The organism is Streptomyces sp. NBC_01450 (assembly GCF_036227505.1).
GTDB lineage: Bacteria > Actinomycetota > Actinomycetes > Streptomycetales > Streptomycetaceae > Streptomyces.
Window position 1 is genome coordinate 1 of sequence record NZ_CP109481.1, and the last position, 23,591, is coordinate 23,591.

At 67.5% G+C, this 23,591-nt stretch carries 24 protein-coding genes and 2 pseudogenes; 11 read left to right on the forward strand and 15 right to left on the reverse strand.

All coding sequences use genetic code 11. The features are described from left to right. Positions 1-455 precede the first annotated feature (455 nt). From OG568_RS48135 to OG568_RS48165, 7 genes are all read left to right on the forward strand, one after another. Positions 456-827: an ankyrin repeat domain-containing protein gene (locus OG568_RS48135; RefSeq protein WP_329529694.1), complete on the forward strand. Its 372-nt coding sequence runs from the start codon at positions 456-458 to the stop codon at positions 825-827. 196 nt (positions 828-1,023) lie between these two features. Then, positions 1,024-1,545 (forward strand): hypothetical protein, encoded by a 522-nt coding sequence (locus tag OG568_RS48140; protein ID WP_329529695.1) that lies wholly within the window; start codon positions 1,024-1,026, stop codon positions 1,543-1,545. Between the two features lie 341 nt (positions 1,546-1,886). Continuing rightward, positions 1,887-2,129, forward strand: coding sequence for a hypothetical protein (locus tag OG568_RS48145; protein WP_329529696.1), 243 nt, complete (start codon positions 1,887-1,889; stop codon positions 2,127-2,129). A 341-nt stretch (positions 2,130-2,470) separates the two neighbouring features. Continuing rightward, positions 2,471-3,514, forward strand: coding sequence for a DUF1259 domain-containing protein (locus tag OG568_RS48150; RefSeq protein ID WP_329529697.1), 1,044 nt, complete (start codon positions 2,471-2,473; stop codon positions 3,512-3,514). Between the two features lie 140 nt (positions 3,515-3,654). Next, positions 3,655-4,125: a helix-turn-helix domain-containing protein gene (locus OG568_RS48155; protein WP_266624875.1), complete on the forward strand. Its 471-nt coding sequence runs from the start codon at positions 3,655-3,657 to the stop codon at positions 4,123-4,125. Continuing rightward, on the forward strand, positions 4,014-4,796 hold the full coding sequence (locus OG568_RS48160; protein WP_266624874.1) for an IS630 family transposase: 783 nt from the start codon (positions 4,014-4,016) through the stop codon (positions 4,794-4,796). Before OG568_RS48155 ends, OG568_RS48160 begins: the two co-directional genes overlap by 112 nt. Before the next feature lie 835 nt (positions 4,797-5,631). Next, complete coding sequence (locus OG568_RS48165; protein ID WP_329529698.1) at positions 5,632-6,594, forward strand: hypothetical protein; 963 nt, start codon at positions 5,632-5,634, stop codon at positions 6,592-6,594. Positions 6,595-6,846: 252 nt separating this feature from the next. Here the strand turns inward: OG568_RS48165 and OG568_RS48170 are convergent, their stop codons facing one another. Further along, positions 6,847-6,996 (reverse strand): hypothetical protein, encoded by a 150-nt coding sequence (locus OG568_RS48170; RefSeq protein WP_329529699.1) that lies wholly within the window; start codon positions 6,994-6,996, stop codon positions 6,847-6,849. 8 nt (positions 6,997-7,004) lie between these two features. Continuing rightward, positions 7,005-8,315 (reverse strand): serine/threonine-protein kinase, encoded by a 1,311-nt coding sequence (locus tag OG568_RS48175; RefSeq protein WP_329529700.1) that lies wholly within the window; start codon positions 8,313-8,315, stop codon positions 7,005-7,007. A 258-nt stretch (positions 8,316-8,573) separates the two neighbouring features. On the opposite strand from OG568_RS48175, the gene OG568_RS48180 reads away from it, so the two are divergent. After that, positions 8,574-9,539: a hypothetical protein gene (locus OG568_RS48180; RefSeq protein ID WP_329529701.1), complete on the forward strand. Its 966-nt coding sequence runs from the start codon at positions 8,574-8,576 to the stop codon at positions 9,537-9,539. A gap of 389 nt (positions 9,540-9,928) precedes the next feature. On the opposite strand, the gene OG568_RS48185 is transcribed toward OG568_RS48180, so the two are convergent. The 8 genes from OG568_RS48185 to OG568_RS48220 all read right to left on the reverse strand — a co-directional run bounded on the left by OG568_RS48185 (position 9,929) and on the right by OG568_RS48220 (position 17,877). After that, a complete protein-coding gene (locus OG568_RS48185; protein WP_329529702.1) occupies positions 9,929-11,179 on the reverse strand; it encodes a hypothetical protein in 1,251 nt (416 codons plus the stop codon). Between the two features lie 362 nt (positions 11,180-11,541). Continuing rightward, the gene (locus tag OG568_RS48190) at positions 11,542-12,594 is read right to left on the reverse strand and encodes a hypothetical protein (RefSeq protein ID WP_329529703.1); all 1,053 of its coding nucleotides are present in this window, start codon (positions 12,592-12,594) and stop codon (positions 11,542-11,544) included. Positions 12,595-13,127: 533 nt separating this feature from the next. Then, the gene (locus OG568_RS48195; protein WP_329529704.1) at positions 13,128-15,035 is read right to left on the reverse strand and encodes an AAA family ATPase; all 1,908 of its coding nucleotides are present in this window, start codon (positions 15,033-15,035) and stop codon (positions 13,128-13,130) included. 126 nt (positions 15,036-15,161) lie between these two features. Continuing rightward, positions 15,162-15,506 carry a phosphotransferase gene (locus tag OG568_RS48200; RefSeq protein WP_329536222.1) on the reverse strand — a complete coding sequence of 115 codons (345 nt, stop codon included), beginning with the start codon at positions 15,504-15,506 and terminating at the stop codon, positions 15,162-15,164. Positions 15,507-16,078: 572 nt separating this feature from the next. Further along, complete coding sequence (locus tag OG568_RS48205; RefSeq protein ID WP_329529705.1) at positions 16,079-16,303, reverse strand: hypothetical protein; 225 nt, start codon at positions 16,301-16,303, stop codon at positions 16,079-16,081. A gap of 691 nt (positions 16,304-16,994) precedes the next feature. Further along, entirely contained in the window at positions 16,995-17,381 is a 387-nt protein-coding gene (locus OG568_RS48210; RefSeq protein WP_329529706.1) for a DUF6415 family natural product biosynthesis protein, read from the reverse strand. Beyond that, the gene (locus tag OG568_RS48215) at positions 17,378-17,566 is read right to left on the reverse strand and encodes a hypothetical protein (RefSeq protein WP_329529707.1); all 189 of its coding nucleotides are present in this window, start codon (positions 17,564-17,566) and stop codon (positions 17,378-17,380) included. The genes OG568_RS48210 and OG568_RS48215 overlap by 4 nt, the downstream gene beginning before the upstream one ends. 65 nt (positions 17,567-17,631) lie before the next feature. Continuing rightward, positions 17,632-17,877, reverse strand: coding sequence for a hypothetical protein (locus OG568_RS48220; RefSeq protein ID WP_329536652.1), 246 nt, complete (start codon positions 17,875-17,877; stop codon positions 17,632-17,634). 6 nt (positions 17,878-17,883) lie between these two features. On the opposite strand from OG568_RS48220, the pseudogene OG568_RS48225 reads away from it, so the two are divergent. Further along, positions 17,884-17,970 (forward strand): annotated as a pseudogene (locus OG568_RS48225) (ATP-binding protein); the annotation flags it as partial. Positions 17,971-18,016: 46 nt separating this feature from the next. Here OG568_RS48225 and OG568_RS48230 read toward each other — a convergent pair. Further along, positions 18,017-18,451 carry a hypothetical protein gene (locus tag OG568_RS48230; protein WP_329536653.1) on the reverse strand — a complete coding sequence of 145 codons (435 nt, stop codon included), beginning with the start codon at positions 18,449-18,451 and terminating at the stop codon, positions 18,017-18,019. 244 nt (positions 18,452-18,695) lie between these two features. Here OG568_RS48230 and OG568_RS48235 point away from each other — a divergent pair. Together OG568_RS48235 and galE are read left to right on the forward strand one after the other, a co-directional pair. Continuing rightward, positions 18,696-19,178 (forward strand): annotated as a pseudogene (locus OG568_RS48235) (nSTAND1 domain-containing NTPase); the annotation flags it as partial. 48 nt (positions 19,179-19,226) lie between these two features. Beyond that, the gene (gene galE, locus OG568_RS48240) at positions 19,227-20,222 is read left to right on the forward strand and encodes a UDP-glucose 4-epimerase GalE (protein ID WP_329529709.1); all 996 of its coding nucleotides are present in this window, start codon (positions 19,227-19,229) and stop codon (positions 20,220-20,222) included. Positions 20,223-20,239: 17 nt separating this feature from the next. Here galE and OG568_RS48245 read toward each other — a convergent pair whose 3' ends face one another. The 4 genes from OG568_RS48245 to OG568_RS48260 are packed head-to-tail and all read right to left on the reverse strand — an operon-like array spanning position 20,240 to position 23,582. After that, on the reverse strand, positions 20,240-21,073 hold the full coding sequence (locus OG568_RS48245; RefSeq protein WP_329529710.1) for an alpha/beta hydrolase-fold protein: 834 nt from the start codon (positions 21,071-21,073) through the stop codon (positions 20,240-20,242). Continuing rightward, positions 21,048-21,824, reverse strand: coding sequence for a sugar phosphate nucleotidyltransferase (locus OG568_RS48250; protein WP_329529711.1), 777 nt, complete (start codon positions 21,822-21,824; stop codon positions 21,048-21,050). The genes OG568_RS48245 and OG568_RS48250 overlap by 26 nt, the downstream gene beginning before the upstream one ends. Before the next feature lie 17 nt (positions 21,825-21,841). Then, a complete protein-coding gene (locus tag OG568_RS48255) occupies positions 21,842-22,906 on the reverse strand; it encodes a DUF2332 domain-containing protein (protein WP_329529712.1) in 1,065 nt (354 codons plus the stop codon). A gap of 10 nt (positions 22,907-22,916) precedes the next feature. Then, on the reverse strand, positions 22,917-23,582 hold the full coding sequence (locus tag OG568_RS48260) for an RraA family protein (protein ID WP_329529713.1): 666 nt from the start codon (positions 23,580-23,582) through the stop codon (positions 22,917-22,919). Between the last annotated feature and the right edge of the window lie 9 nt (positions 23,583-23,591).

A 23,591-nucleotide genomic window follows, 5' to 3' on the forward strand; every position in this document is an offset into this window, starting at 1 on the left:
GTACCATATCGCTACGCGATATGCAAGCGGCGCGGTTCGCTTCGCTCACCGCGCCCGGGCTTCGCCTGGCCAACTCCCTTCGCTTCGCTTCGGGAGTTGAGGGGGCCGGCCGCTTCGCGTCCGGCGAGCCGCGCTGCGCGCTGTCTGAGGTGACGGTGTGTCATGTCCCGCTACTTAGCTTTCTTGTACGGGAGTTGGGGGGTGCTGCGCACTCTTGGGCGGGTCCGCTGCGCTCCCCCGCCTGACGGTCCTTCCGGCTGCGCCTCCAGAACCTTGGGGCCCGCTGGCGCGGGCCGGGCTGGCTATGAGGGTGGGGGTTTCTCGTCCGGGTCGGGTGTCGGTGCAACGCCTGCTCTAATTTGATGCAGCATGTAGGATTGGGAGAATGAAGGGACACCCTCTGGGTATTGATGCTCGATTCCAGAGAAAACACTGAAAGCGGACTGGAGGCGTAGGTGGATGATGACAGGAATTTTGTGAATCCTCTTGGTGATGTGGAGAGATGGACGCCCGTGCACACGGCCGTGGAAATGAGTGAGTACGAGGTGCTCACCGCGCTCCTGGACGCCGGAGCAGACCCGAACGAGCTGTGCTTCGGTCATACGTTGCTCACTCACTCGATCGACGTCGAGGGAGACGGTCATCTGCAATCGGGGCACCTGTTGAACACTGCTGCCACTGCGATCCTGTTGGCCTACGGCGCTGATCCGCGCCTGCCGGCTGCCGATGGGGAGACCCCCCTGCAGATCGCTGAGCACTACAACCACGAACCAGCGATGCGGCTGCTCCAACGTTTCCTCGCACGCAGTGAGAAGTCTGAGAACTGAACCGCCCGGTAGAAACCTGGAGCTGAAATCTGTGCAGCATCTTTGTGCGGAGCCGTGCCGCCACGCACCCTGCACACGTGACATCGCGGCCTGATGAACCGTCGGGAAATAACTCGTCAGGAAGGCTGTAAATGACTGCGATTCAGCTTCGGGAACACCAGGTAGAGGCACATACACGAATCCGTAGGTGGGTGGGATGGCCGGGCGGAAGATGGGGAAAGAAATGAGCGTGATGGAACTCGTCGACAATGAGATCAGCCTAGTAGACTGGGCAAAGTTGAAGTGTGGCTGCTCCGCGAGTGCCGCCCACCTGCCGGCCAATCTCTATCGATTTTTCAGAGCTCAAACTCGCGAAGAAGCTCTGAACACGGGAATCACTGAACATGTTTTCACTCAGTATTTCCCGCATGAGCCGGCACCCTCTGTCGCTTCTGTACTAATGGCGGGACTGGCAAGCGACATACCATTGGCGGCGCGAGTCGAATCTCTCGACCTACTTCTCGGTCTCGTCGACAATGAGGATGCCGATGTCTCTGACGCATGTGTGGACATCGCCAGGGAAGGACTGTGGGGGCTTTATGCAGAAGTCGTAGCGAATCGCTCGCCCGCTCTGGTCGCATACGCCTACCAGATTCTCCAGGTGATCGATCCTGGCGAGCGACTCCATGCCCTGAAGGCTTCGGGAAAGCTCTCCCTGCCATCTCATCTCAGAGACTGAGGGTTCAAGAAACGTTACCGACCGGACCCCTTTCATCTCGACCTGCTGGGTGAATCCGGTGGGTCAGGGTAGGTAACAAGGCGAAGCCCCTCGTCGTTGGTGTGGTGATCTCATTCAACACGCCGACGATCGAGGGGCTTCGTTGGTTCTCCGTGTCCGTCGAGCGGATCCGCGAGGCCGGCAAGTCCTACTCTCGGGTGACCACGCGGGCCTCCACGGCGTCGTAAGGATTGCCGACCCTAGCCGACACCACGGTCTGGCATCCGGAGTGGGATCCGCGGCCGACGGGCACTCAGGACGCCTTGGAGGTGGCTCGCATCTACTTGACTAAGGTCCCGGTGATGGTGCCGATCTACTCGCATCGGTGTCTGCTGGCGGATCCGAACCGAACGGGCACGCCCGTGCTGTCGATGTACCAGACGGACATCATTTGCTACGGCACCGATCTGGTCGACTACTTCCACCACGAGTTCGGTCGCCCGGTGCCCACACCGGAAGACCACCAGTACGCCGCGATCCCGTTTTGGTCATGGTGTCGGAATTTCGGGGGTCACTCCACTGGTGGCCAGGCCCCGGCGGGGTGAGTGGCCGGTGGGCCTGAATCCGAGCTTCGCCCACGTGCCGAACCGGGTGATGACGTCGCCGATGGTGGGTCGAGGCCGCCGTCCATGACGGTGTGCCAGCGCGGGTGCAGCGGCCGGTAGGCGAAGCCGTCCGGGTCGATGAAGCTGCGCCGGGAGACGGTCATGCGCGACTTCTCGGGACAGGTCGAAGAGCTGTACGGCTAGACCCGGGCTCGTCCGGTGGAGTGCGGTGGGCTCATCCGACCGCTCCAGCCCGCTTAGCCCACCTGGGCCCATGTGCCGGTGCCGATCACGGGTCCGGGTGTCCTCCCGTGCTTCCATCGCGCCAGGAGGCATATGAGATGACTGATGACCGACAGCAGCACGCCGACCCCAGACCGACAGCGTCCCGGCGTTGCGTGCTGGCCACCGCCGCCCTTGCGCCCGTACTGACCGGAGCGATCGGGGCGGTTCCCCCCGCCCGTGCCGCGACCGCCGGACCGGGGGCCGAACCGGTCCACACCCCGGTCCCGCCGGTGATGACCGAACTCGCCGACTGGGCGGACGTGGGCGCGGCCCTCGGCGCACCGGGCGGGATGAAGCGGTTCATGTACCACACGCCCCTGCTGCGCCGGGACCTCCACGTGGTCTCCCGGGGCATCATGATCGACCCCGCGCTCGCCCTGGGCTCCCATGTGTCCTTCGTCCGGTACGCCGACGGCAGCTCGCTCCTGATGGGCGACGCGGTGGTCACCGAGCGCGAACTCCAGCCGTTCAGCGACGCCCTGTACGAGCACGGGATCGGGCAGACCGCGATCCACAAGCACCTGCTGGCCCAGCGGCCCGACGTCTGGTGGTGTCACCTCCACGCCCACAGCACCGACCCGGTGGCCGTCGCCCGCGGTCTGCGCGCCGCCCTGGACCGCACCGCCACCCCGTTCCCGAAGGCCCATGCCGCTTTCGCCGTGCCCCCCGGCGTGCCCCTCGCCGTACGCTTCGACCTGGACACCGCGGCCATCGACGCCGCGCTCGGGACGAAGGGCACCGCCGACAGCGGCGTCTACCAGAGCACGTTCGTCCGCCGGGAGGCCATCACCGACGGCCACCTCCTCCTTCCCCCGGGCCTCGGCTCGACCACCTCGTTCAACTTCCAGCCGCTCGGCCGCGGCCGAGCCGCGGTCAGCGGCGACTTCGCCGTGATCGCCGACGAGGTCCAGGACGTCCTCACCGGGCTCCGGCGCGGCGGTGCCGACCTCGTCGAGCTCCACCACCACAACCTCACCGACCAGCCCCGACTGTTCTTCGTCCACTACTGGGCCGTCGGCGACGCCGTGACCCTGGCGCGGCGCCTGCGCCCCGTCGTGGACGCCACCAATGTCGCGCCGATGAAGGGGACGGGTGCCTGATGAGCATGAGCACCGGCCCCTTGACTGGGGTGGTGGTGCTCTAGCCCTAGTAGCGTGTCGCTGCTTAGGTATGGGCTGTTTGATTGAGAGGCTTGCGTCTGGCAGATTCCTCTCCCGCTCTGCCGGACAGGACTGGTGCGATGGGTTCGCAGAAGAAGAGGCCGGTGGTGCTGACCGCGCAGGACCGCGAGGAGTTGGTCCGGGTGACCACGACGGGGGTTCATCCGGCCTCGGTAATCAGGCGGGCGAGGGTGCTGCTCGCACTCGACACCTCTGCAGGCGGGATCGGCTCGCAGGAGGTGATCGCGGCCCGGCTCGGCGTCTCCGGTGAGACGTTGCGGCTGGTCGCCAAGCGTTTCACCGAAACCGGTGGCGATGTTCACGCCACCATCGCGCGGAAGAAGCGCGACCTCCCGCCGGTGCCCTCACCGGTGACCGGTGAGGTCGAAGCCCGGCTGATCGCGATGGCGTGCTCACAGCCACCCCAGGGCTATACCCGGTGGTCGCTGCGGCTGCTGGAGAAGCACGTCGCACTGGTCGAGGACATCCCCGATCTGGACCATTCCACCATCGGCCGGGTCTTAAAAAAACGGAACTGCGTCCTCACCTGAAGAAGTGCTGGACCATCCCACCACGGGCGAACGCGGAGTTCGCGGCCCGGATGGAAGACGTACTGGCCGTCTATGCCCGGCCCTATGACCCGGCACGTCCGGTCGTGTGCATGGACGAGAAGCCCTACCAGCTCCTCGGCCATGTCCGCGACCCGCTCCCGGCCCGCCCAGGTCACGACGCCTGCCAGGACAGCGAGTACATCCGCTGCGGCACGTGCTCGATCTTCGTATGGGTCGAACCCCTGCGCGGGTGGCGTCGAGTTCAGGCACTGTCCCAGAGGACCCGGATCGACTGGGCCGGCCAGGTCAGGCAGCTGCTGAGCGTGGACTACCCCGATGCCGAGACGGTTGTGCTGGTGATGGACAACCTCAACACCCACGGCATCGCCTCACTGTACGAGGCATTCGAACCAGAAGAGGCCTTCGCCCTGGCTCAGCGCCTCGAGATCCACCACACGCCCAAGCACGGGTCATGGCTCAACATCGCCGAGATCGAACTCTCCGCGCTGACCAGGCAATGTCTCGACCGCCGGATCGGCGACCTCGACACCCTCAACACCGAACTCTCAGCCTGGCAGAACGCCACCAACACCGACCAACGTCAGGTGGACTGGCAGTTCACCACCCACGACGCACGCATCAAACTGCGCCACCTCTATCCCAGGAATTAGCTGCGACAGTCTACTAGTGACGTGCAACAACTCATCTTTGGGGACGTGCGAGACCACTCGGTCCCGGTTCAGCTGCTCCTCGACTACCGGGACTTGGCCGGCCGCTCATACTCCACTTCGATCACTCTGGTGCGCCGGGAAGACCGTGTGGCTGGGCGACGGCGGAGCCGCGCTGACCACCCCTCCACTCGAGTACGCGAAACCGGCGTACGGCCGCCGCGTGAGCTCGCCGTGCTCGCCGCCCCCACAACCCAACCACACCACCCCCGACGCAAGACGACGACTACCCCGTGTCCTCAGCCGCCCTCCACCCCTCGTACGCGGAATTGTGATCGCCACCAGCGGCCGGTTCACCGCCGACGCCGTGAGCTGGGCTGAGCGCCACAACTCTGAGGGCACAGCGCCCCACATCGACCTGTGGCCCGAAAGCCGCCTCGAAACCCTCCTCGCGCAACGCCCCCACATCGCCGCCGCACACGGACTCAAGTAACGGTGGCGGGGCCTGAGACCGGAACTGCCGACCCCCATACAAATACCCCGCCCTCGGCCCGGGAGCAGCGACAATCGGTCCGGCCCACCGCGTACGCAGCCGTCCCGATGCGTCGGGACGTCCGAGGACGAGGAGCTGCGGCGGGCCGTTAGGCAACTGCCCGCTGCCCCAAAACTTCTGACCACTCCCCCTGCCGACTATGTGTACGCGGATGCGAGCCGAAGGGCCGGCGAGGGCTGCTGCGTGTACACCCTGACGCGGAGGATGCTGCTGTCGTGCTCCTGCCGTGGCTCCCTTGCCGTACTGCGTCTTCCGGGGGGTCAGCGTCCCGTCCATGATGTTGTGATGACCTCACCGGGCGGAGTGCCGCTGTTCAAGGTTCGCAATGCCATCGCTGAGGCTCTGTGGAAACACGTGAAGGCCCAGGATCTGGCAGCTGTGTGCGAGTACTTGGGGCTGGCACCGCAGAAGCCGGATGAAGACCCCTACAACAGCAAGAAGTCCTATGTCAGGGCGCGGCTCCAGGACATGGACCTCCCTGCGCTCGTGACCGTAGCCCGGCGCGTGGTCAGCGAGTACAGCAACGAGGACCTGCACCGGGTTCTGGCGCCTTTGGGCCTGCACGGTGTCAGTACGGACATGAAGAACCTCATCTTTGCCGCGGACGGTCCCAAACCACGGATCGTGCTCCCGGACTCCATCGGCAACGCGATCCGTATCGTCGAGAACGAGGAGTTCTGCCTCGTGTACGACCGGCCTCTGGGCGAGCACGGGCTGAGCTGGGCGGACCTGGCCGCCTGGTGGAAGAGCCGACGGCCCGACTCTGCCGGTGACCCGGACGAGGCTCGTCGCGAACTGCGCGGCCGGCTGCGCCGCTCCCTCAGTGGCAACGGCGCCGAGGAGCTGGTCTTCGACACCTACGTCAAACTCGGGTTCGATGTCCCGGCGCTGATCCCGCAGGTGTACCTGCACTATGACCCCTACACCGTCGCCGAGCGGCAGGGCCGGCCTGCCCTCGCCCGCCAGCGGATGGACTTCCTGATGCTCATGAACCACCGGGCCCGAGCCGTGATTGAGGTGGACGGGATCCAGCACTACTCCCGCGACAATCCGCAGAAGAACGCGCCCCCGCTTGCCGATTCCGGTCGGTACGGAGCGATGATGGCGGAGGACCGACGGCTCACCCTTCAGGGGTATGAGGTGTACCGCATCGGCGGGCAGGAACTATCCGACCGCGCATCGGCTGAGAAGATGCTCACCGAGTTCTTCACCGACCTCCTTCGACGCCACGGCCATCGAGGCCCCTGACCGCCTCTGCCAAGTCCCGACAAGGCGGAGAAGGATCGCGACAGCTGGTCGATCTCCCGGGACTCGCTCGGGTCGAAGCGGACCGTCCGGGATGGCGTCTTCTGCCTTCGGGACGGGCCGCGGAGCCGTGTCGTACGTCGTCGTCATGCCCGGTCCAACGAGCCAGCCGTGCGATAGGACGTACGGCCCCATCGCCGTTTAGCCGTTCGCTCTGCGCTCGGATCGGGGCCGCTGTGAGACGGCCCCGTGTGGTCATCGCCTCCAGGAGCCCTGGGGGGCGCGTTCGGGCATGGTGCTGGGGTGGGTGAGTCGGCCGGTCGCCGCCTGGGCGAGCCAGTCGGCCCACCGGCTGATGAGCTCGTCCAGGTCCCCGATGACGAGCGGGATGAAGGGCCAGGCCACCTGATGCATCATCCCCGGGCTGACGGCGGCGCGTGATTCGTGGTGAGGGTCGAGCGCGAAGGGCTCCATGGTTCCCGTGGTGGGGCGCAGCGGGTGTCCATGAAGGCGGTCTCGAACCACTGGTACTGGTCTTCCGTCTGCGCGTCGGCGTACCAGAGGGAGTGGCTGCGGCCTTCGTACCCGTGGTAGTTGGCGGGGACCTTCAGGGAGAGGATCGCGGACGCGATGACGTCGAACGGCGCCGGCGTCGAGGTGGTGCGCCAGACCTCGGGGGCGGTCTCCCTCGGTCCGGACAGGGTCAGCTGGGCGTCGTTGATCCGGACGGCCCAGCCTCCCTGATTGCCCTTGCGGACCTCCGCACTCGGAGCGGCAGCCGTGAGGGCTGTGAGGGAGGCGTCGGCGATCAAGGAGAAGGAGGTCGTGGCGGCCTCGGCCAGGGTCTTGCGGCGGTCGGCCTCGGTGGCGTGTGCCGAAGCCCGGCGGTCAGCTTCGGCCTGGCGCGCGACCGCCCCCTGGTTGGCCTGCGCGAGCGCGGCCAGCCCGCCGGAGAGCGGGGCCGCGGGGATCTGCCCCAGCCGGGCGAGCACGTTGCCAGCCGCGGGGCGGCCCTGCGGGGCCCGGAAGAGGCACTCGGTGATCAGCGCGGCCAGGAGGGGCGGAGCAGTAGTGAGCGGTGGCGGGGTTCCGTGCAGGTGCTGCTCCTGGTAGTCGTGCTCGGCCGGTCCGGTGAAGGGCCTGGCGCCCTCCAGGAGCTCGTAGGCCAGGACGCCCAAGGCGTAGATGTCGGTCGCGCCGGTGGCCCGCTGGTACTTCCAGACCTCGGGTGCCATGTACGGCAGGCTTCCCGCGCCCTTGTAGGTGTGCTGGGCTGTGGTGGCTTCGGCGTAGCGGGCGATGCCGAAGTCGGCCAGGCACCAGTGGCCACCGAGCAGCAGGACGTTCTCCGGCTTGAGGTCGCGGTGGACGACCTCGCGGTCCTTGAGGTCGGCGAGTGCTTCGGCGACGTCGGACAGGACGGCGACCGCCTCGTTGAGGGGCAGCTGACCGTGCTCCTGGAGGTGGTCGCGCAGGGACTTCTCGGCGCGGGGCATCACCAGCACCCACTGGTCTTCGTGCTCACCGCTGTCGATGACCGGCACCACGTTGCGGACGCCGTCCAGGTCGGTGAACAGCATCTCGCGCTCGGTGCCCGGCGTCTTGGGCACGAGCTTCACCGCCGCCTTCTCGCCGGCGGGGTTCTCCGCCTCGAACACGGCACCGAAGCCGCCACCCCCGATGCGGGCGCCGACAGCCCATTCCTCATTCAGTGCCAGTCTCATGGTGCGCATTGTCTCCATCGTCAACTACTGTCCCGTGAGGGCGGTTTCGCCCGGTTCTATGGTCTCAGCCCCCACTGACATCGGTGGATCCGTGTTGTCCCGCGCGCTCCGAGCCAGGCCCCGGGTGTCTGCTTCCCGGGCCCGTGGCGTGTCCGAGACGGGGTCAGATCTCTCCGGCCGCCGTGGCGGTGAGCGCGACTGCTGGCTGAGCACGGAAAGTGGACCTCGCCGCTGTCTCATCAGCCCTAGGGTCCTTCCATGGATGCCAAACAGCTCAAACTGTCTTCGCAGAAGTGGATGACCGCGGCGCTGACGGCATTCAGCCAGGGGACCGAGTCCTTTGACTTCGCGGTGCATCATGCCGGGATCGCCGCTGAGCATCTCTTGAAGGCCTACCTCGCGACGCTGCACCCGGCGCTCATAGTCGAGGCCAGGGACTTCGACTCGCTGCTCCACGCCACTGGCCATGGCACGCATGCGTCTGCTCCGGCAAGTCAGGCAAAGACGATCGGCCTCGTTGAGGCTCACTCTCGTGTTCACAAGATCCTGCGCAAGCAGATCCCGATCGACAGGAAGGCCCTCGAGCCAGTCGCGAACGCGCGTAATGGGGTCGCGCACAGCGGCGTTCACGACGTCTCCGAAGTCCAGACCGTCTTCACAACGTGTCTTCGGCTGATCGACCCGTTGCTCACTGAGCTGCAGATCGCTCCGGAGAGCTACTGGGGCAGCTACACGTCCCTGCACGACAGGCTGATTGAGGAACGTGTCAAAGCCGCCCGCATCCAGCTAGAGAGAAAGCTCGCCAAGGCGCGGGCCGTCTTCGAGCAGCGCTACGGGCACTTGGCGCCGAAGGAGCGTCAGGTCGTGCTCGCCACCATCACACAGCAGCCCCCGGGCTACATGGAATACGACGAGGAAAGGCCGTGCCCTGCCTGCGGTTCGAGGGGCTGGCTCGTGGGCGACACCCACCTCGACGAGACGAACGAGCCCGTCGTGGTCTTCACCCCCTACATCTTCGCCTGCTCTGCATGCGGCATCGATGTCGAGAATGAGGAGTTCTGGGAGCTGGGAGACCTCGGTGACGAAGTCATCCTCGATGTCCCACCGGAAGACTTCTACGTGAACTGGGAACCGGATCCCAAGTTCCTCCCCGATGATGATCCTGACGATCCCACAATCGATGCGAACTGGGATCCAGACAGATACGATGCCGGCGGCCGATGATCTAGCGCCCGGACGACGGCGCCAAGACGAAGGCGCGTACGGGCTCTGTGACGGTCTCACAGGCCCACGTAGAGCGTTGAGGGCGGTAGAGAGGTCAAGCTCGGGGTGTTTCTGTCCAACACCAAGCAGGCGCGCCAAGTTCACTGCGGACAAACTCCAGGTACTGGCCGCCCTCGGGCTCGGCTGGGCTGGGCTGCCTGACGGATCGACAACGGCGCCTGTCCCGAGTGATGCCCGGGGCGGGCGCCGTGTTCGTTTCTGCGGCGACGGGACGGCAAAGGTGGCCCCATCCGGCTTCGGTGAGCCGGTCCAGCCGTTCCGTAGAGGGCCCGCACGAGGCGGGCGCGGTTCTGGGCGCAGCGGGCGTTCTGGGCGTGCGTCCTGGAGTCTCAGGAGGGAGCACCCTGCCGTTGACGACACGAATAGTGCTCGGGTTTATCTTCTGTATTTCGGAGGCTGGCTGGCTGACCGCAGATGTGGCAAGGCGGGATCGGCTGGCCGGAGGCGTCGATCGCGGGCAGAGCGGGCTGGGGTGTCACCTCGCGGGTCTCGAGGACGACGGTGCGACTCTCGTAACGCTTCTTGGGCTCGTTGCGAGCTTCCGTGGCTGGCCGGTCTTCCGTGCACAAGGCTCGCCTGTCGCCGCGGCGGACTGCGCTACGGTCTTCGCTCGAGGACTGCTCTTCCGGCCCGTTCGCTGACAGATATCGGTCCCACTGGTCGGAGGGGAGCCAGCCGTACATGCCATTTCGACGAAAGGGCACACGCGCTCCGCCGGCCGCTTCCACAATGAATCGGGTGAGCGTCAGTGCCGATTTACTCGTGTCGTAGGCGGCGCTGGACTGGTGCTCAGGCATGAGGATCAGATGCTGGCGACCGCAGTAAGCATCGGAAAGCGGGTTCTCCGGGTCATACGGCTTCCCTGGGCAACGGGCGATGGCTCCGCCAGGGCTGCATCGCACATCTTCGAGCACATAGTTCCCGTCTCGGACCTCGATCGGGTTCTTCTGGACACGTATGACAGACGCCGGCAGGTTAGGCGTGCGCACGTATGGGACCATGCCGAGGCCGTCGTGATCGGGATCCGCGAAATCCCAGACGGATCGGATGCCGGCGCGGCGGCGAAATCGCTCACGGAGACGCATGGTGCGGGCGGACTGAAGGCTTAGCTGGGGCTCGTAGCCCAGGACAATTCCGTTATCGCCTTTGATGCGAACGTCGAGCCGAGCACGGCCGTCCGGCGTGGCCGACTCGATGTCGGCTCGGTAGCCATGGTCTTCTGAATCTTTTGCGACCCGTTCCTTCCTGGCCAGATGCTCGTCGGACTCGTGACTGATGGGCTTCTCGCCTGGCTTCCGGTAGTGGGATGCCAGCCACACGCCGTCACGCTGGACGAGATACATGGCAACGCGCCTGCCTCGAAGGTCCCGACAGTCGGGGCAGATGAGTCCCCGCCGGTCGACGGGGACCCGTCCGCGCATGCTCACAAGCGTCGCCAGCAGTCCCGGCACTTCAGGGATCCCGAGGTCGTCCCGCTCAAGGTCCAGGTTGCGTCCCGCCGGCTCATAGCAGACGGGGTTTCGAAACAGTTCTTCATCGGTCTCGGGTTCAATATCGTCTTCGCTGTGACTGTCCAGCACGGCTCTGCTCCTTTCAGCGAGCATCGGGGCCTTGCCGTTGCGGCACAGGCGGCGCTGGGGCTAGAGCTAGGGCGGAGCGTGATTCATGCTGGTCACGAGAGTTCGGTCATGTGGTGTGTGCTGGTTCGCCCCAGTTCAGCATGACGGGTCGTCGGCCTTCCCGGTAGGTGGCCACAACGTGACCGCTGACGAGCTTTGATGCGCCGCAGCGCAGGCCATGACGGCGCGGACCGCCAGAGTCGAATACCCACGCACGACGGCGGGAGCCGCAACGTCGAACGTCGTTGGACGTTGCGCCCCCCGAGCCGGGCCCCGGGGATGTCATGACGGATCCTCCAGGGCTCGTGGCATTGCCGTAAGGGCTACTGGATCAGCGCGGCGAGGGCCTGGTCGGCCATCTGAGCGCCCATCGTGGCCGCGATGGTGGTACCGGCCTCCAGGAGCTTGTCCTTGAGCTGGGTGGCGAACTGGCGCAGGCGGCCCGGCTCAGGGTTCTCGGAGGTCGCCTCAGTGTGGAGGTCCTGGGCGACGCGCTCCAGCTCGGATCGGTCCGCGTCGGACATGCCCAGGGTGGTGCTGACCTGGCCGATGTACCCGGCGAGCTGGGCGAACAACGTCGGGTCGACGCCGTCGGTGTTGGTCTGGGTGAAGTGCTGCTGTTCGCCGATGATGACGCCCTTGGCGTTCGGCATGTAGTTGTTGTACGTGGTGCCGGGGCGGGGCTGGTTGATGTGGTCCTGCACGCTTCCTCCTGCCAGGGCGCAGCTGACGCCCTGGGGTGTGATGGCGACTGTGGCGGGGTCGGTGTCGATGAGTTCGATCAGCTTGTGCTCTACCAGGTGGGCGAGGGCCTCGTGCAGGTCGTCGCTGGAGATGGCGGACCCGGCGAAATAGGCAGCAGGCGAGGTGAGGAAGAGGGCCGGGTCGGCGGGCTGCTGGTTGCCGGCGGTGTCGAACAGCCACCGCAGGAAGGCGTCCATGGTGCAGCGGAGACGAGCGGCGCGGTCTGTCCGCAGCTTCTTCAACCGGTGGATCGCGGCGCGTCCCGCGTCGGTGAGATACACGTGGGGCATGCCCCCATAGGCGCGCAGTACTTTGACCAGGTCGTCTTTCTCCAACTCGAAGGCAAGCACCAACGGGTCCTCGCCATCCAGTTGCTGTTCCTCCACGAACCGGGCCACGTTGACGTAGCTTCCGGAACTGAGCTGGGCCTTCTCCTCCAGCCAGAGCAGGAGCCGGGACAGGACCGGAGCGCCTTCGGCGGTGTCACGGCCAGGCAACGCGCCTCCTTCTGCAGACGCCTCCGTCTGGATCGGCACGCGGATCGGGTTTCGCCGGGCCGCGCGTTCATAGCCCTTGGCGATCTCCTTGAGGTGCTTCTCGATCGCACGCTGATTGATGGAGTTGCGGGCCACGTTGCCCTCCTGTCGCAGATGACTCTGCGCCAAGGCTACGGAGGGGGACTGACAACGGGGCTGACGCGAGACGACCACGTCACTGCCACGCAGCCGCCCAGCCGCTGACACGAGAGCGAGACACCCGGCTGTCGCACTCGCGTCGGGCCCCGGGGCAAGCTGATCCTCCGGGGCCCGTGGTGGGTCCGAGGCGGGGTCAGCTCTCTCCGGCCGCCGTGGCGGCGAGCCAGTTGGGGGCTTCGGCGTCGGTCAGGAGGGAGCGCCTGCGTCTGGTGGGCGGTGCCGTCCTGGACGACGTGGACGCGGCCCGGATGCGCGCTGTGCTTCGGGGCGGGGCCGGCTATCGGGGCGAGCCGCTGCCAGGTGTTGGTGCCGACCCGCGCGAGGATCACGGTGGCGAACTGCTCGCGGGCGGCGGATCCGAGGACAGGTGCTGGCTGGCCTCGGTCTCGGCTGGGCGGCGTAGAAGCAGCTTTTGCATGGGTGGTCCGTCAGCGACTGACGGCCCGCTGCTTCGTGTGCTTCCCGCGGGGTCAGGCGAGGGTTTGGTTGATGGCGGTGAAGAGCTGCTCGAAGCGGCTGAGGGTCGTCTCGGAGAGCTTGGGCAGGAGAGTGTCCCGCTTGCGGAGCAGTGCGTCAGCGGGGCGTCCGTGTTCGTCGAATGAGGCTCCGGTCGCGCGGCCGATCCGGGCGATAATGCGGTCGTTGCCGTTGAGGTCGCTGACCTTCAGCCCGGTGCCGAACGCGGCGTTGTAGAGCTTGAGGTAGTCCCCCGGGGAGAACAGGTCCTCGATGTCGCTGCCCTTGACGCCATCGCTGAACGTGTCGGTGAGCAGGCGTTTGGGGGCGAGGAGTCCCTTGCCCGTGAGGTTCTTGAGCTTGGCGACGGCGGCGGGCGTGCTGTCGATGAGGACCGTGGCCTGCAGGTTGCTGCCGATGAGAGCGACGAAGGCGGGGATGTTCGTGGCGCCGCCGGCGGGCAGGATGCGCCACCGGTCATCGAGGTGCGTGCGGTCCTTCTCCTTGAGGAAGTCGCTGATCAGCGTGAGGTACGTGTAGTCGCTCGTTCCTTCGACCAGGAGGTTGTCAGCGCCGACGAAGAGGTTCTGCGCGATGTCGTAGCCGAGGGCGGCCTGGAGCGGGAAGAGCGAGTCGTCGGTGACGGAGAGGACTTCGTCGGTGACGACGGCGCCGGTGTCCGGTCCGCGGTCTTCGACGATGCGTACGCGGTCGAGCCGGGCGGTCTCGACCATGAACGGCGAGTGGGTCGTGTAGATGACCTGGGCGACGGGCGCGAGCCGCTCGTTGATGAAGCGCAGGAAGTCGGCCTGGGCGCGTCCGTGGAGGCTCAGTCCGGGTTCGTCCAGGAGGACGACGACGCCGTGAGGGTATTTCTCGAACTCGGAGAACGCGGCGAGGAAGCTGAAGAACCACTGGAAGCCGCTGGAGCGGGCGGAAAAGTTGTTGGTGAACCCGTGCCGGCGGTCCTTGACGCGGATGTCCAGGTGGGTGGCGACGGCCTGCTGCCCGTTCGGGGTGTTGACCGTGGTCTTGTCCAGGTCGATCTCCACGGACAGGTCCTGGTTCTGCTTCCAGTACTCGAAGACCTGCTGGGTGAGGTCGTTGCTCACCGCTTCGAGCTCGGCCTTGCGCTCCTCGAAGTCCTCGGCCGACAACGCCCCGGTCGTAGTGCTGGCAAGCTCCAGAAGGGCCCGGGCGGTCTGCTTCGGGGAGGCACCGGGCTGTTCCTCCTGACCGTTGAGGTCCGCGAGGGCGATCCGACCAGGGAGATTCTGGTAGAGGCTGAAGTAGAAGAACTTCGGCTCGCGCGTGCGAAGGATGCGCACCGCGCGCTGCCACGCGCTTGCGCTGTCAGTCAGCCGCTCGTGTGCGGCCGCGACAAAGCCGGTGACGTCCTCCGAGGTGTAGCCGCAGTCCTCCGGGACCTCCAGGCCTTCGGCCTGCTCCACGGCCGCAGCCATGCTTCGGGTTCCAAGGACGCTGCGCAGGGCGGGCGGCACGTCCTTGTCCGCGTAGAGGTTCGACAGGGCCACGCCTTCGTCGACCAGCAGGTCGGCCGTGTGTCGGCCCTCATACGGTATGGACCGGGAGTAGGAACGATCCGTCACCACACCGGGGCCGAGCACGTCGGCGATGGCTTTCAGGTCGTCGTCGTCCAGCTCGAAGGAGCAGGTGATCGGCTTCGCTTTGTCGATCTCCCCCGACCGGGTGTCCTGGACCTTCCGCCAGCGCGGATAGTCCTGGCCTCGGTTGAAGGAGTGCTCGGGATAGACCGGGTTGAAGCGGTAGACCGCCGTCAGCAGGGCCGTCTTCCCGCTCTCGTTCTTGCCGACCAGCGCCGTGACATCCGGCGCAATAGCGACGTCGCCGCTGTCAACGATGTTGCGAAAGAGGCGACTTCGCACCTGAGTGAGCTGCATCCGACCAGTCTGCTCCTACTTGACCCCACACTTCGAGACATTTGCCGGTACCGGGCAAGGCTGGCACGTCACTGACACGGGGCCAACCAGCCACTGACACGAGAGCGAGACAGCTGGCGTTCCAACTCAGTCGGTAGCCGAGGAGAGCGAGACCGGCGGCGGCCGCGCGGTGCTGGTAGGCGCGCAGTCCGGGGGCGCCGGGGGCGCGAGCTTGCGGGCGTTGCGGTGCCAGTGGACGGTGAGTGCGGCGAGGAACGCGGTGGTGGTGTCGGGGCTGCTGGCGGTGGCGGGGTGGTCGCGGAGCAGGCGGGCGATGTCTGCGGGCGCGTGTCCGGCGAGGACGAGTTGCGGCGCGAGGGAGGCGGCGTCGATACAGGCCGGGCCGGTGGTGGCGTGTGCCCAGTCCACAAAGGTCACGCCGCGGTCGTGGTCGCGGACCATGTTGTCGGCCCGCAGGTCGCCGTGGATGATCCGGTCCCCGTGAGCGAGGGCTGGCCAGGCCGCTCCAGTTCGGCGAGCTGCCGCAGTCGGTCACGGGCGACAGGGGCGAGGTCGGCCGACGGATCGGAGAGCAGTTCGTCCCAGCCGTGCCCTGGTCCTCCAGGAGCACGACGGGCTCGACTCGTTCGGCGGGCAGCCGGCGGGTGCTGACCGTTTCGGCCGGGGCGGTTGGGGTGGTGTTCGGGCCCGCGCCGAGACGGCGCCGCCTGGTGGTCATCCAGGCAGTCTGGCCGACGCAGCGCGGTCTTCGGGGCGGGGCTGGTGAACGCTCCCTGTGCGGCCCGGCCCAGGCCCTCTCCCGTGAGCCCACCCGGGATCCCATCCTTGATCGCCTGCGCTGTGAGCGTCGATCGCCGCCCCGGTGCACTCGGGCCGCAAAAGGGTCGACAGCGCTGTACAGGACGCTGAGGGCGCTGTGCGGGTACGTCACGGTGAGAGGTCGGGCAGGTCAGCATGGTCGAGGCAGAGGGCGACGGCGCGGGCACTGCCTTTGGCGAGGGCCGCGAGCGCGGCCGCCAGGTCGAGGTGGACCTGAAGAGGCATCAGGAGGGCCTGTCGTCGTCACCAGCTCGATCGCGGATCGCCCGTTTAGCCCGATGCCAAGCCTCGAAAACCTCGGGAAGCTGGTCCAAAAGGCCGCGCACTGTGAACAAGAGGACGCTCAGAGCGCCTGCCGCACCCAAGATCAACAACGTCAGGGCATCCACCGATTCGACACCTTCGTAACTGAGGTCGAACCGGCGACGGATATTGCTCAGTTCGACCATAAACGGTCAGAACTGAGTTCCGCGCCGACAGCAAAGCTCAGGTACAGCTGAGAAGGGTCAGGCGGAAGCAAGGGCGTCCGCAGGCGGCCGGTTTGGTGTAGGAGTCCGGGTCGTGGTTCACGGATCACAACAGGGATCGACGATATGCCGGCCTCGCCAGTCCCTGCGCCTACCGACCACCAGCCAACCGCACCGCACTGCTCTAAGACCGGATTGCCTCAACATCACCGCACAACCAGCCAGTCCGTGATACGAGACGGTCCGACGTTGGAGCGCACCACCGCCGGCCAGCAGCGTGCGCGCGGTGCCCACCGGCGTACCGTGCCCGCTTACATGGGATGTCCTACTGGCCCCTTGCGCTGCGGAAGTCCCCACGGCACGCCGTAGCTCCTGCGCGACCTCAAAACGGTTCAGGCACTCGGCTCGGGCGTAGCGGGCGGCGTCCTGGACTGTGGCCGCCGCCTCAAACCAGACCCGGCGCTGACGAGTGCGATCGTCGTGGCTGCTGGTCTGCACGAGACTGACCTGGGAATTCGCCACACGCGTCGCCGCCGATCGGCAGCAAGTGTCAGTGCGTCACCACGGCTCAGTAGCCGGATTCAGACGAACGACCACTGGCACTCCCGTGTAGACCATCAATCGCACTGGCGTGCGTGTAGGCCCTGGGATCTTGGGCTGCTCCCTCTTCGGGCTATGTGGCGGCCGGGAGGGGTTCTGTGGGGCGGTCCAGCTGCCTGTAGAGCGCCCGTACGAGTCGGGCGCGGTTCTGGACGCACTGGGCTGTGCCCTTGAGCGGTGCGGACAGGCGCCTGTCGGCTTCGCGGAGGATGACTTCGGCGAGGGCGCCGCGGCCGTCGCTCTTGGGCAGGGCGGCCACGTGGCGCCGGACGTCGGCGGCGACTGCGCGGGTGTGGCCGGTGAGCTGGAGGGCGATCTGCTCGTAGTCGCGGGGTTCGAGGTCCGGGTTCTTCCACGCGAGGACGGCGGTGACCAGTGCCTCGTACGGGGCGCGGTCCAGGGGGAGTTCGGCCTCGATCAGGCCCTGGGGGTCGTAGAGCACGACGTGCGTGTCGCTCATCGGGGGCCCGCCGCGTCGTCGTCCTGGTCGTGGTCGCCGGGGGCGGCGTCCGGGGCTTGGACGGCGAGGAAGCGGGCGTAGCCGCGGTCGGCGCGGGCGATCAGCGCCGGGGAGGGCCGGCCGAAGTCGGGCGGCTGGAGGCCGGGGCCGTGTGGTGCGGGGCCGGCGGGCGTGGGTGCGCTCATGGGCACCGCCTCCGTTGCTGGGTGCGTCGGTGTCGTTCGACGCTACGGAGGCCGCCGCTCCGTCCTCAACGAAAGGTGCCGGTGGGGACCTGCCCCAGGATGACAGTGGAGAACTGCTCGTGGCCTTCCGGTCCGAGGACGCTGAGGGTGGGGTCACCGTCGTAGAGCACGTTCATGCGGACCATGCCGCCGGCGAACAGGACGTCGGTCAGCGCGGTGAAGGCCGGGGACACCCTCGGGTCGCCCGGCCGGCAGACCGTCTCCCAGTGGCGGGCCAGCCTACGCAGGGTGGCGTCGGCGTTCTCGAACACGACGAACGGTTCCTCGACGACGCCTCCAACGTGCTGTTCGTCGGCCCGCCCGGGGTCGGCAAGACCATGCTGTCGGTCGCGCTGGGCCGGGCCACTGGTCTGCCCGCCACCAGCCACAGACCGTCACGCAAGATTGAGGCTAAAGCTTGCGCAGTTGCACACAGCCGCCTTGCTCTTCGTCCGAGCTACTCCCAAGGCACACGTAGAAGTGCACGTCCTTAGTTTTGCTTTCGTCGCCGTAGAAGAGTTGCGTATCCGACGCTCCGTCCGGCGCCCAGGCGAGCACGGAGGATGCGCGCGGGTTGGTGGGCACCGTCTGCTTCATTATGAGGTACGTGTACGCGTAGCCTCCAGAGATGTTGTAGACGTAGCCATTGCGGACCTTGGTGCTGAACCAGCCGTCGCCGCGGGCCGTGTACTCGTAGTCCACCTGCGCGTAACTGCCGTCCGGGCTGTTGCCCGCATACGTGACCAGAGCCGTGGGAGCTGCAGGCGTCGCCTGGGCGGGAATCGCTATGAGTCCGACGGCGAGGGCAGCGGTCGCTGCTGTGCCGAGGGCGCGTCTGAGGTTCACAGTCGTCCTTCTTCCTTCATGCAGACCCGATGGATATTGGCCAGGTAGCCACAACGAGGCAGAGGTGCTTCCCCCTAGAGCGACCTTTCGCCGCTCGCAACACCGAGTTCAGCGGCCGGCGCATTGTTTGGCAGTGCAGGTCAGGCGGCCAAACAATGGCCGGACGCGATCTTTCCGGGGCTTGTGGCGAGTCCGTAGCGTGGCTGGCCGGTCTGGTGCAAAAGCAGCTGACGGGGGTGGGGGCGTGGCGGGGCGTCGTGAGGTGCCGGTGGATCCGGGAGCCGGCCCGGTGCAGCAGTTCGCATTCGAACTGCGGAGACTGCGTGCCGAGTCGGGCGGGGTCACCTACCGGGTGCTGGCGGATCGGGCCGGTTACTCGATCACGACGCTGTCGCAGGCAGCCGGCGGTGAGCAGCTGCCCACGCTGCCAGTGGTACTGGCCTACGCGGCGGCGTGTGGGGGTGATGCGGCCGAGTGGGAGGCCCGGTGGAAGCAGGCCGTGGACGAGATCGCCGTCCTGGGCCAGGCGGATCACGAGGACAGAGCGGAACCGCCGTACAAGGGACTGGTGCGGTTCGAGACCGGGGACAGTGACCGGTTCTTCGGCCGCGACCGGCTCACCGCCGGCCTTCTGGTCCTGCTGCGCCGGCAGAGGTTCGGGGCGGTGTTCGGGCCGTCCGGCAGTGGCAAGTCCTCCCTGCTGCGTGCCGGAACACCGCTAGCCTTGCTGCTCGTTGCCTATCGGGTTTAGAACGAGGCCGGGAAGAGGATCATCGTGTCTGTCCTGATCGCGGGTGGGGCCGGGTACATCGGAAGCACCGTTGCTTCGGCCTGTCTGGACGCGGGGATCACGCCGGTGATCCTGGACAACCTCGTAAGGGGCCGCAGGGAGTTCACCAAGGGGCGGATCTTCTACGAGGGTGACATCGCGGACGGTGCCTTGGTCGACCGGATCTTCTCGGAGCACCCGGACATCTCCGCCGTGGTGCACTGTGCGGCGCTGATCGTGGTGCCGGAGTCGGTGGCGGACCCGATCGGCTACTACGAGGCGAACGTCGCCAAGAGTCTGGCGTTCGTGGGCCACCTGCACCGCAACGGCTGCGACCGCCTCATCTTCAGCAGTTCGGCCTCCATCTACCAGGCGGAGGACGGCTCGCCCGTCACCGAGGACACGCCGCTGGTGCCGCAGAGCCCCTACGCGCGGACCAAGGCGGTGTGCGAGGAGATGTTCGCCGACATCGCGGCGGCCGGGAAGATGCGGGTGCTGTCGCTGCGCTACTTCAACCCGGTCGGCTCCGACCCGTTGCTGCGCACCGGTCTGCAGCTGAAGAGGCCCAGCCATGCTCTGGGGAAGCTGATCCAGGCCCACCAGGAGGGCACGCCGTTCCCGGTCACCGGGGTGAACTACCCGACCCGCGACGGGACCGGCATCCGTGACTACGTGCACGTCTGGGACCTCGCCGCGGCCCACATCGCGGCGGTCGACGGCTTCGACTCCATCCTCACCGGGTCGAAGCCGTCGACCGCGATCAACCTGGGCACCGGATCCGGCACCACCGTCCGGGAGCTGTACACGGCATTCAACAACGTCGTGAGCACGCCCCTGGCAACCGTCGACACCGATCCGCGCCCCGGCGACGTCGCCGGCGGGTACACCGCCAGCGACCGGGCCGTGACGCTCCTGGGATGGACACCGAAGCTGTCCCTGGAGGAAAGCATCCGCTCCGCCCTGGACTGGATCCCGGTGCGCAACGCGATGCTGAAGGACTGAATCCCCCCTTCTCTCTGTCACTCCTTCGGGTGGTCCTGGCCTGGGTGCTGGAGGGCTTCGAGGGCGAGCAGATGCTGTACCGCCGGTGCGAGCCAGGCGACGTCCCACCGGTGGTCTGCGGGCGCGTTCCGGTAGGCGTGGTGGGGGATGCCGAGCGTTTCGAGGAGTTGGCGGCCGGCGGTCCAGTCGGCCTCCAGCGTGCCGACGCCCCCGAGCGCGATGCGGCAGGCTCCGCACAGGACGTGGGCGTGGCGGCGCAGGTTCTTCCGGACGTCGTACTCATCAAGCCGTGCGGTGCTGCCCGCGACGTCCACGAGCTGCGGGTGGGGTGGCCGGTCGCTGAGCAGCGAGGCGTCCCAGACGCTGGCGGCGGCGAAGAGGTCGGGGTGCCGTGTCAGCAGGTTGAGGGCGGCGAAGCCTCCCTTGCTGAACCCCAGCAGGTGAACCGGCGGCCGGGCCTGGGTGCCGAGGGCGGCGAGGACGGTCGGCACGACCACGCGGACAAGGTGGTCCTCCTGTCGGCAGTCGGCCCGGGTGGCGTGGTTGACCAGCCAGGGCGACTCGCTGAAGGTCGGCGCCGCGAAGGCGGTCGCGTCGCGCAGGGTCGCGGGGAGCCGTGCGATCTCGGTGAGGCTGCGGCCGTACTTCGTCCCGTCGCCCTTTTCGACGGGCAGGGCGAGCACGATCCTGCGGACCGGTTGTTCGGGCAGGAGCACGGTGACCTGCGTGCCGGGCTGCTGGAACGGGCTGTCCAGCAGGATCCGGGTGCCTGTACGGAGGGCGGTGGCGTCGCGGAGGCCGGCCCGGCGGTGTGGGGTGGGGCGTTCAGGCTCGGAGGGCGGTGACGGCATCGTGGTAGGTCTCCCAGTTGTCGCAGTTGAACCGGAGTTCGCCCGGCAGGAGGGGAACGGCCCTGAGCTGGTTGCCGGTGCTGATCCAGCGGCGCACCGCGTCGATGAGGTAGAGCTCGCCGCTGGGTCGGGGAGGGCAGGTGCGCAGGGCCTCGAAGACGAAGGGCCCGAGGACCCAGCGGGCGGCGCAGGCGTGAACCCAGGCTGCGCCGGTGTGGTCCAGGAGGTCGCGGCCGAAGTCGACGGCGTAGGGGGCGGGGTCTGTCCGGGGCGGGGCCGCCGCGCCCAGGAGGGTCTCTTCCGCCGGGATGCTGTCCGTGGGGAACAGCTGGGTCAGGACGGAGCAGTCCGCCGCGGCGCCGGAGGTGAGGCGCGCGAGTGGCGTCTCCTCTCCGGCGGCCGGGCGGATCAGGTTGTCTGCGAAGGCGAGGACGAACGGCTGCTGCTGTGTCCAGGCTTCGGCGTCGAGGACGGGCGCGCCGGGGCCGGCGCCGTCGTCCTGGACGCGGTAGGAGAAGTCCATTCCGTAGGCCGTGCCGCTGCCGAAGTAGGCGGGGATCTGGCTCTTGTGTGAGGAGATGACGAAGAGGACGTCGCGGATCCCGGCGTCGCCCAGTTCGTGAACGAGGTGTTCCAGGATCGGCCGCTGTCCGACGGGCAGCATCTCCTTGGAGATGATGCGGGTGATCGGCGCCATCTTCGTCCCGGCCCCGGCGGCGGCTACGACCGCCCTGGTGATCGTGTGTGTCATGGGGGTTGTCCGTCCTGTCAGGTGCGTGGCTGGTCGGCCGGTTCGGCCAGCCAGTTGAGCCAGGTGCCGTAGACGTCGCAGTGGGCCACGACGTCGGAGCGGCTCACGCCCCCGTCATAGCTGGCCATGATCATGCGAGGGGTTTCGTGGCCGAAGTGGCCGATGGAGATCTCATGGAGCGGGCGCTTGCGGCTCAGGTCGGTGAGGGTGGCGGCGAGGCGTTCCCGGCCGCCGGGTGATCCGTAGATCTGGTAGATCGACCACGAGAAGACGAGGCAGAGATGTTCGCCGGGCGGGGTCTGGGCGACGATGTCGGCGAGGTGGTCCTGGGCGCGGCCGGCCAGGATCGTCGGCGGGGTGCGCGCGGCCAGGGCCAGGGCGTTGTTCAGGGTGCGTATCCGCGTCGTCTGTTCCGGCCAGGTGAGACTGGCCAGCCACTCGGTCGCCTCGGGGTCGGTGACGTCCACCGGGCTGGGCTCGATCCCGACCGGCGGGGCGAACCGTGTGACGTCCAGGGACAGGGGCGGCATCCCGCCCTTGATCTCGCAGGTGAGGACCGTGTCCGGGTCGCTGTCGGGCAGGGTGAGCCGGTGGGCGCCGTAGTCGTAGGTGTAGTGGTCCCAGAGCAGGTTCAGCCCGGCGCTGGCGCCCACGTCCACGATCCTGACCGGGCGGCCGTCGGTGAGCTGCTGCTGGAGCGCTGCGAAGGCCGGCACGAGGACGGCGCATCGGTTGACTTCGTTGGTCTGGACGGAGCGGGTGGTGATGATCCGCCTGATCTGCCGGGTGTGTTGTCGGCAGAAGTCGGTGAGCAGGGCGTCGGCGCGGGACGGGGGCAGTTCCTCGTGGCCGGTGAAGTGGGTGGCCAGCGGGTGCTGGACGCCGCGGCGCAGGATGTGGTGGACAGCCCCGAGCAGCATGTTGGGGGCGGGCTGTCCCGGCCGGGTGGCGGCCGCGAGGTCGAGCAGCTCGGGGGTACGGGCGATGGTGCGGGCGAGGGTCTCGTACAGCGGGGACTTGCCTGCGGCCTGTTGGGCGGCGAACCGCTCGAAGGTGTCGGCGAGTCGGGCGTGGTCGGCCACGGCGTTCTCCTCAGATGATCGTGTAGCCGGAGTCGGTGAGCTGCTGGACGGCTCCGAGGCTCTGGCCGCGGCGGCCCCACCACTTCTCTGCTTCGGCGGCCTGGGCGGCCTGGGTGGTGGCGATGACGGCCGTCACCTGGTCGCGGGGGACGATGACGGTGCCGTCGTCGTCGGCGACCACGACGTCCCCGGGGGTGATGTGGACGCCGTCGATGTCGACGGGAACGTTGACCGCGCCCTGCTCCCGGCTCGCGGGGTAGTCGTAGTTGAGCGGAGTGATGCCGCGGGCGACCGTCGGGAAGGCGACGCGGCGCAGTTCGGCGACGTCGCGGACCATGCCGTCGACCAGGACGCCGGTGATGCCCCGGCTGTGCATGTGCGCGGCGGTCACGCCCCCGAAGCAGGAGCGTTCCTTGCCGCCGCCGGCCGCCACGACGACGATGTCGCCGGGCTGTGCGAGGTCGATCGCCGCGCGGCGCACGGTCACGTCCGGGCCGAGGGCCGTGACAGCGCTGCCGCACAGGATGAGGCCGGGGGTCTGTAACTTCAGGCAGTACGAGAGGGTGCCCCTCTTGCCGAGGGCGTCCACGATCGAGGCGACCGGGAGCCGGGACAGGGCGGCGATCTCGCTTCGGGCGGGGCGGGCGATCTCGGTGTGGATCTCACGTGCGGACATGCCGGGAAC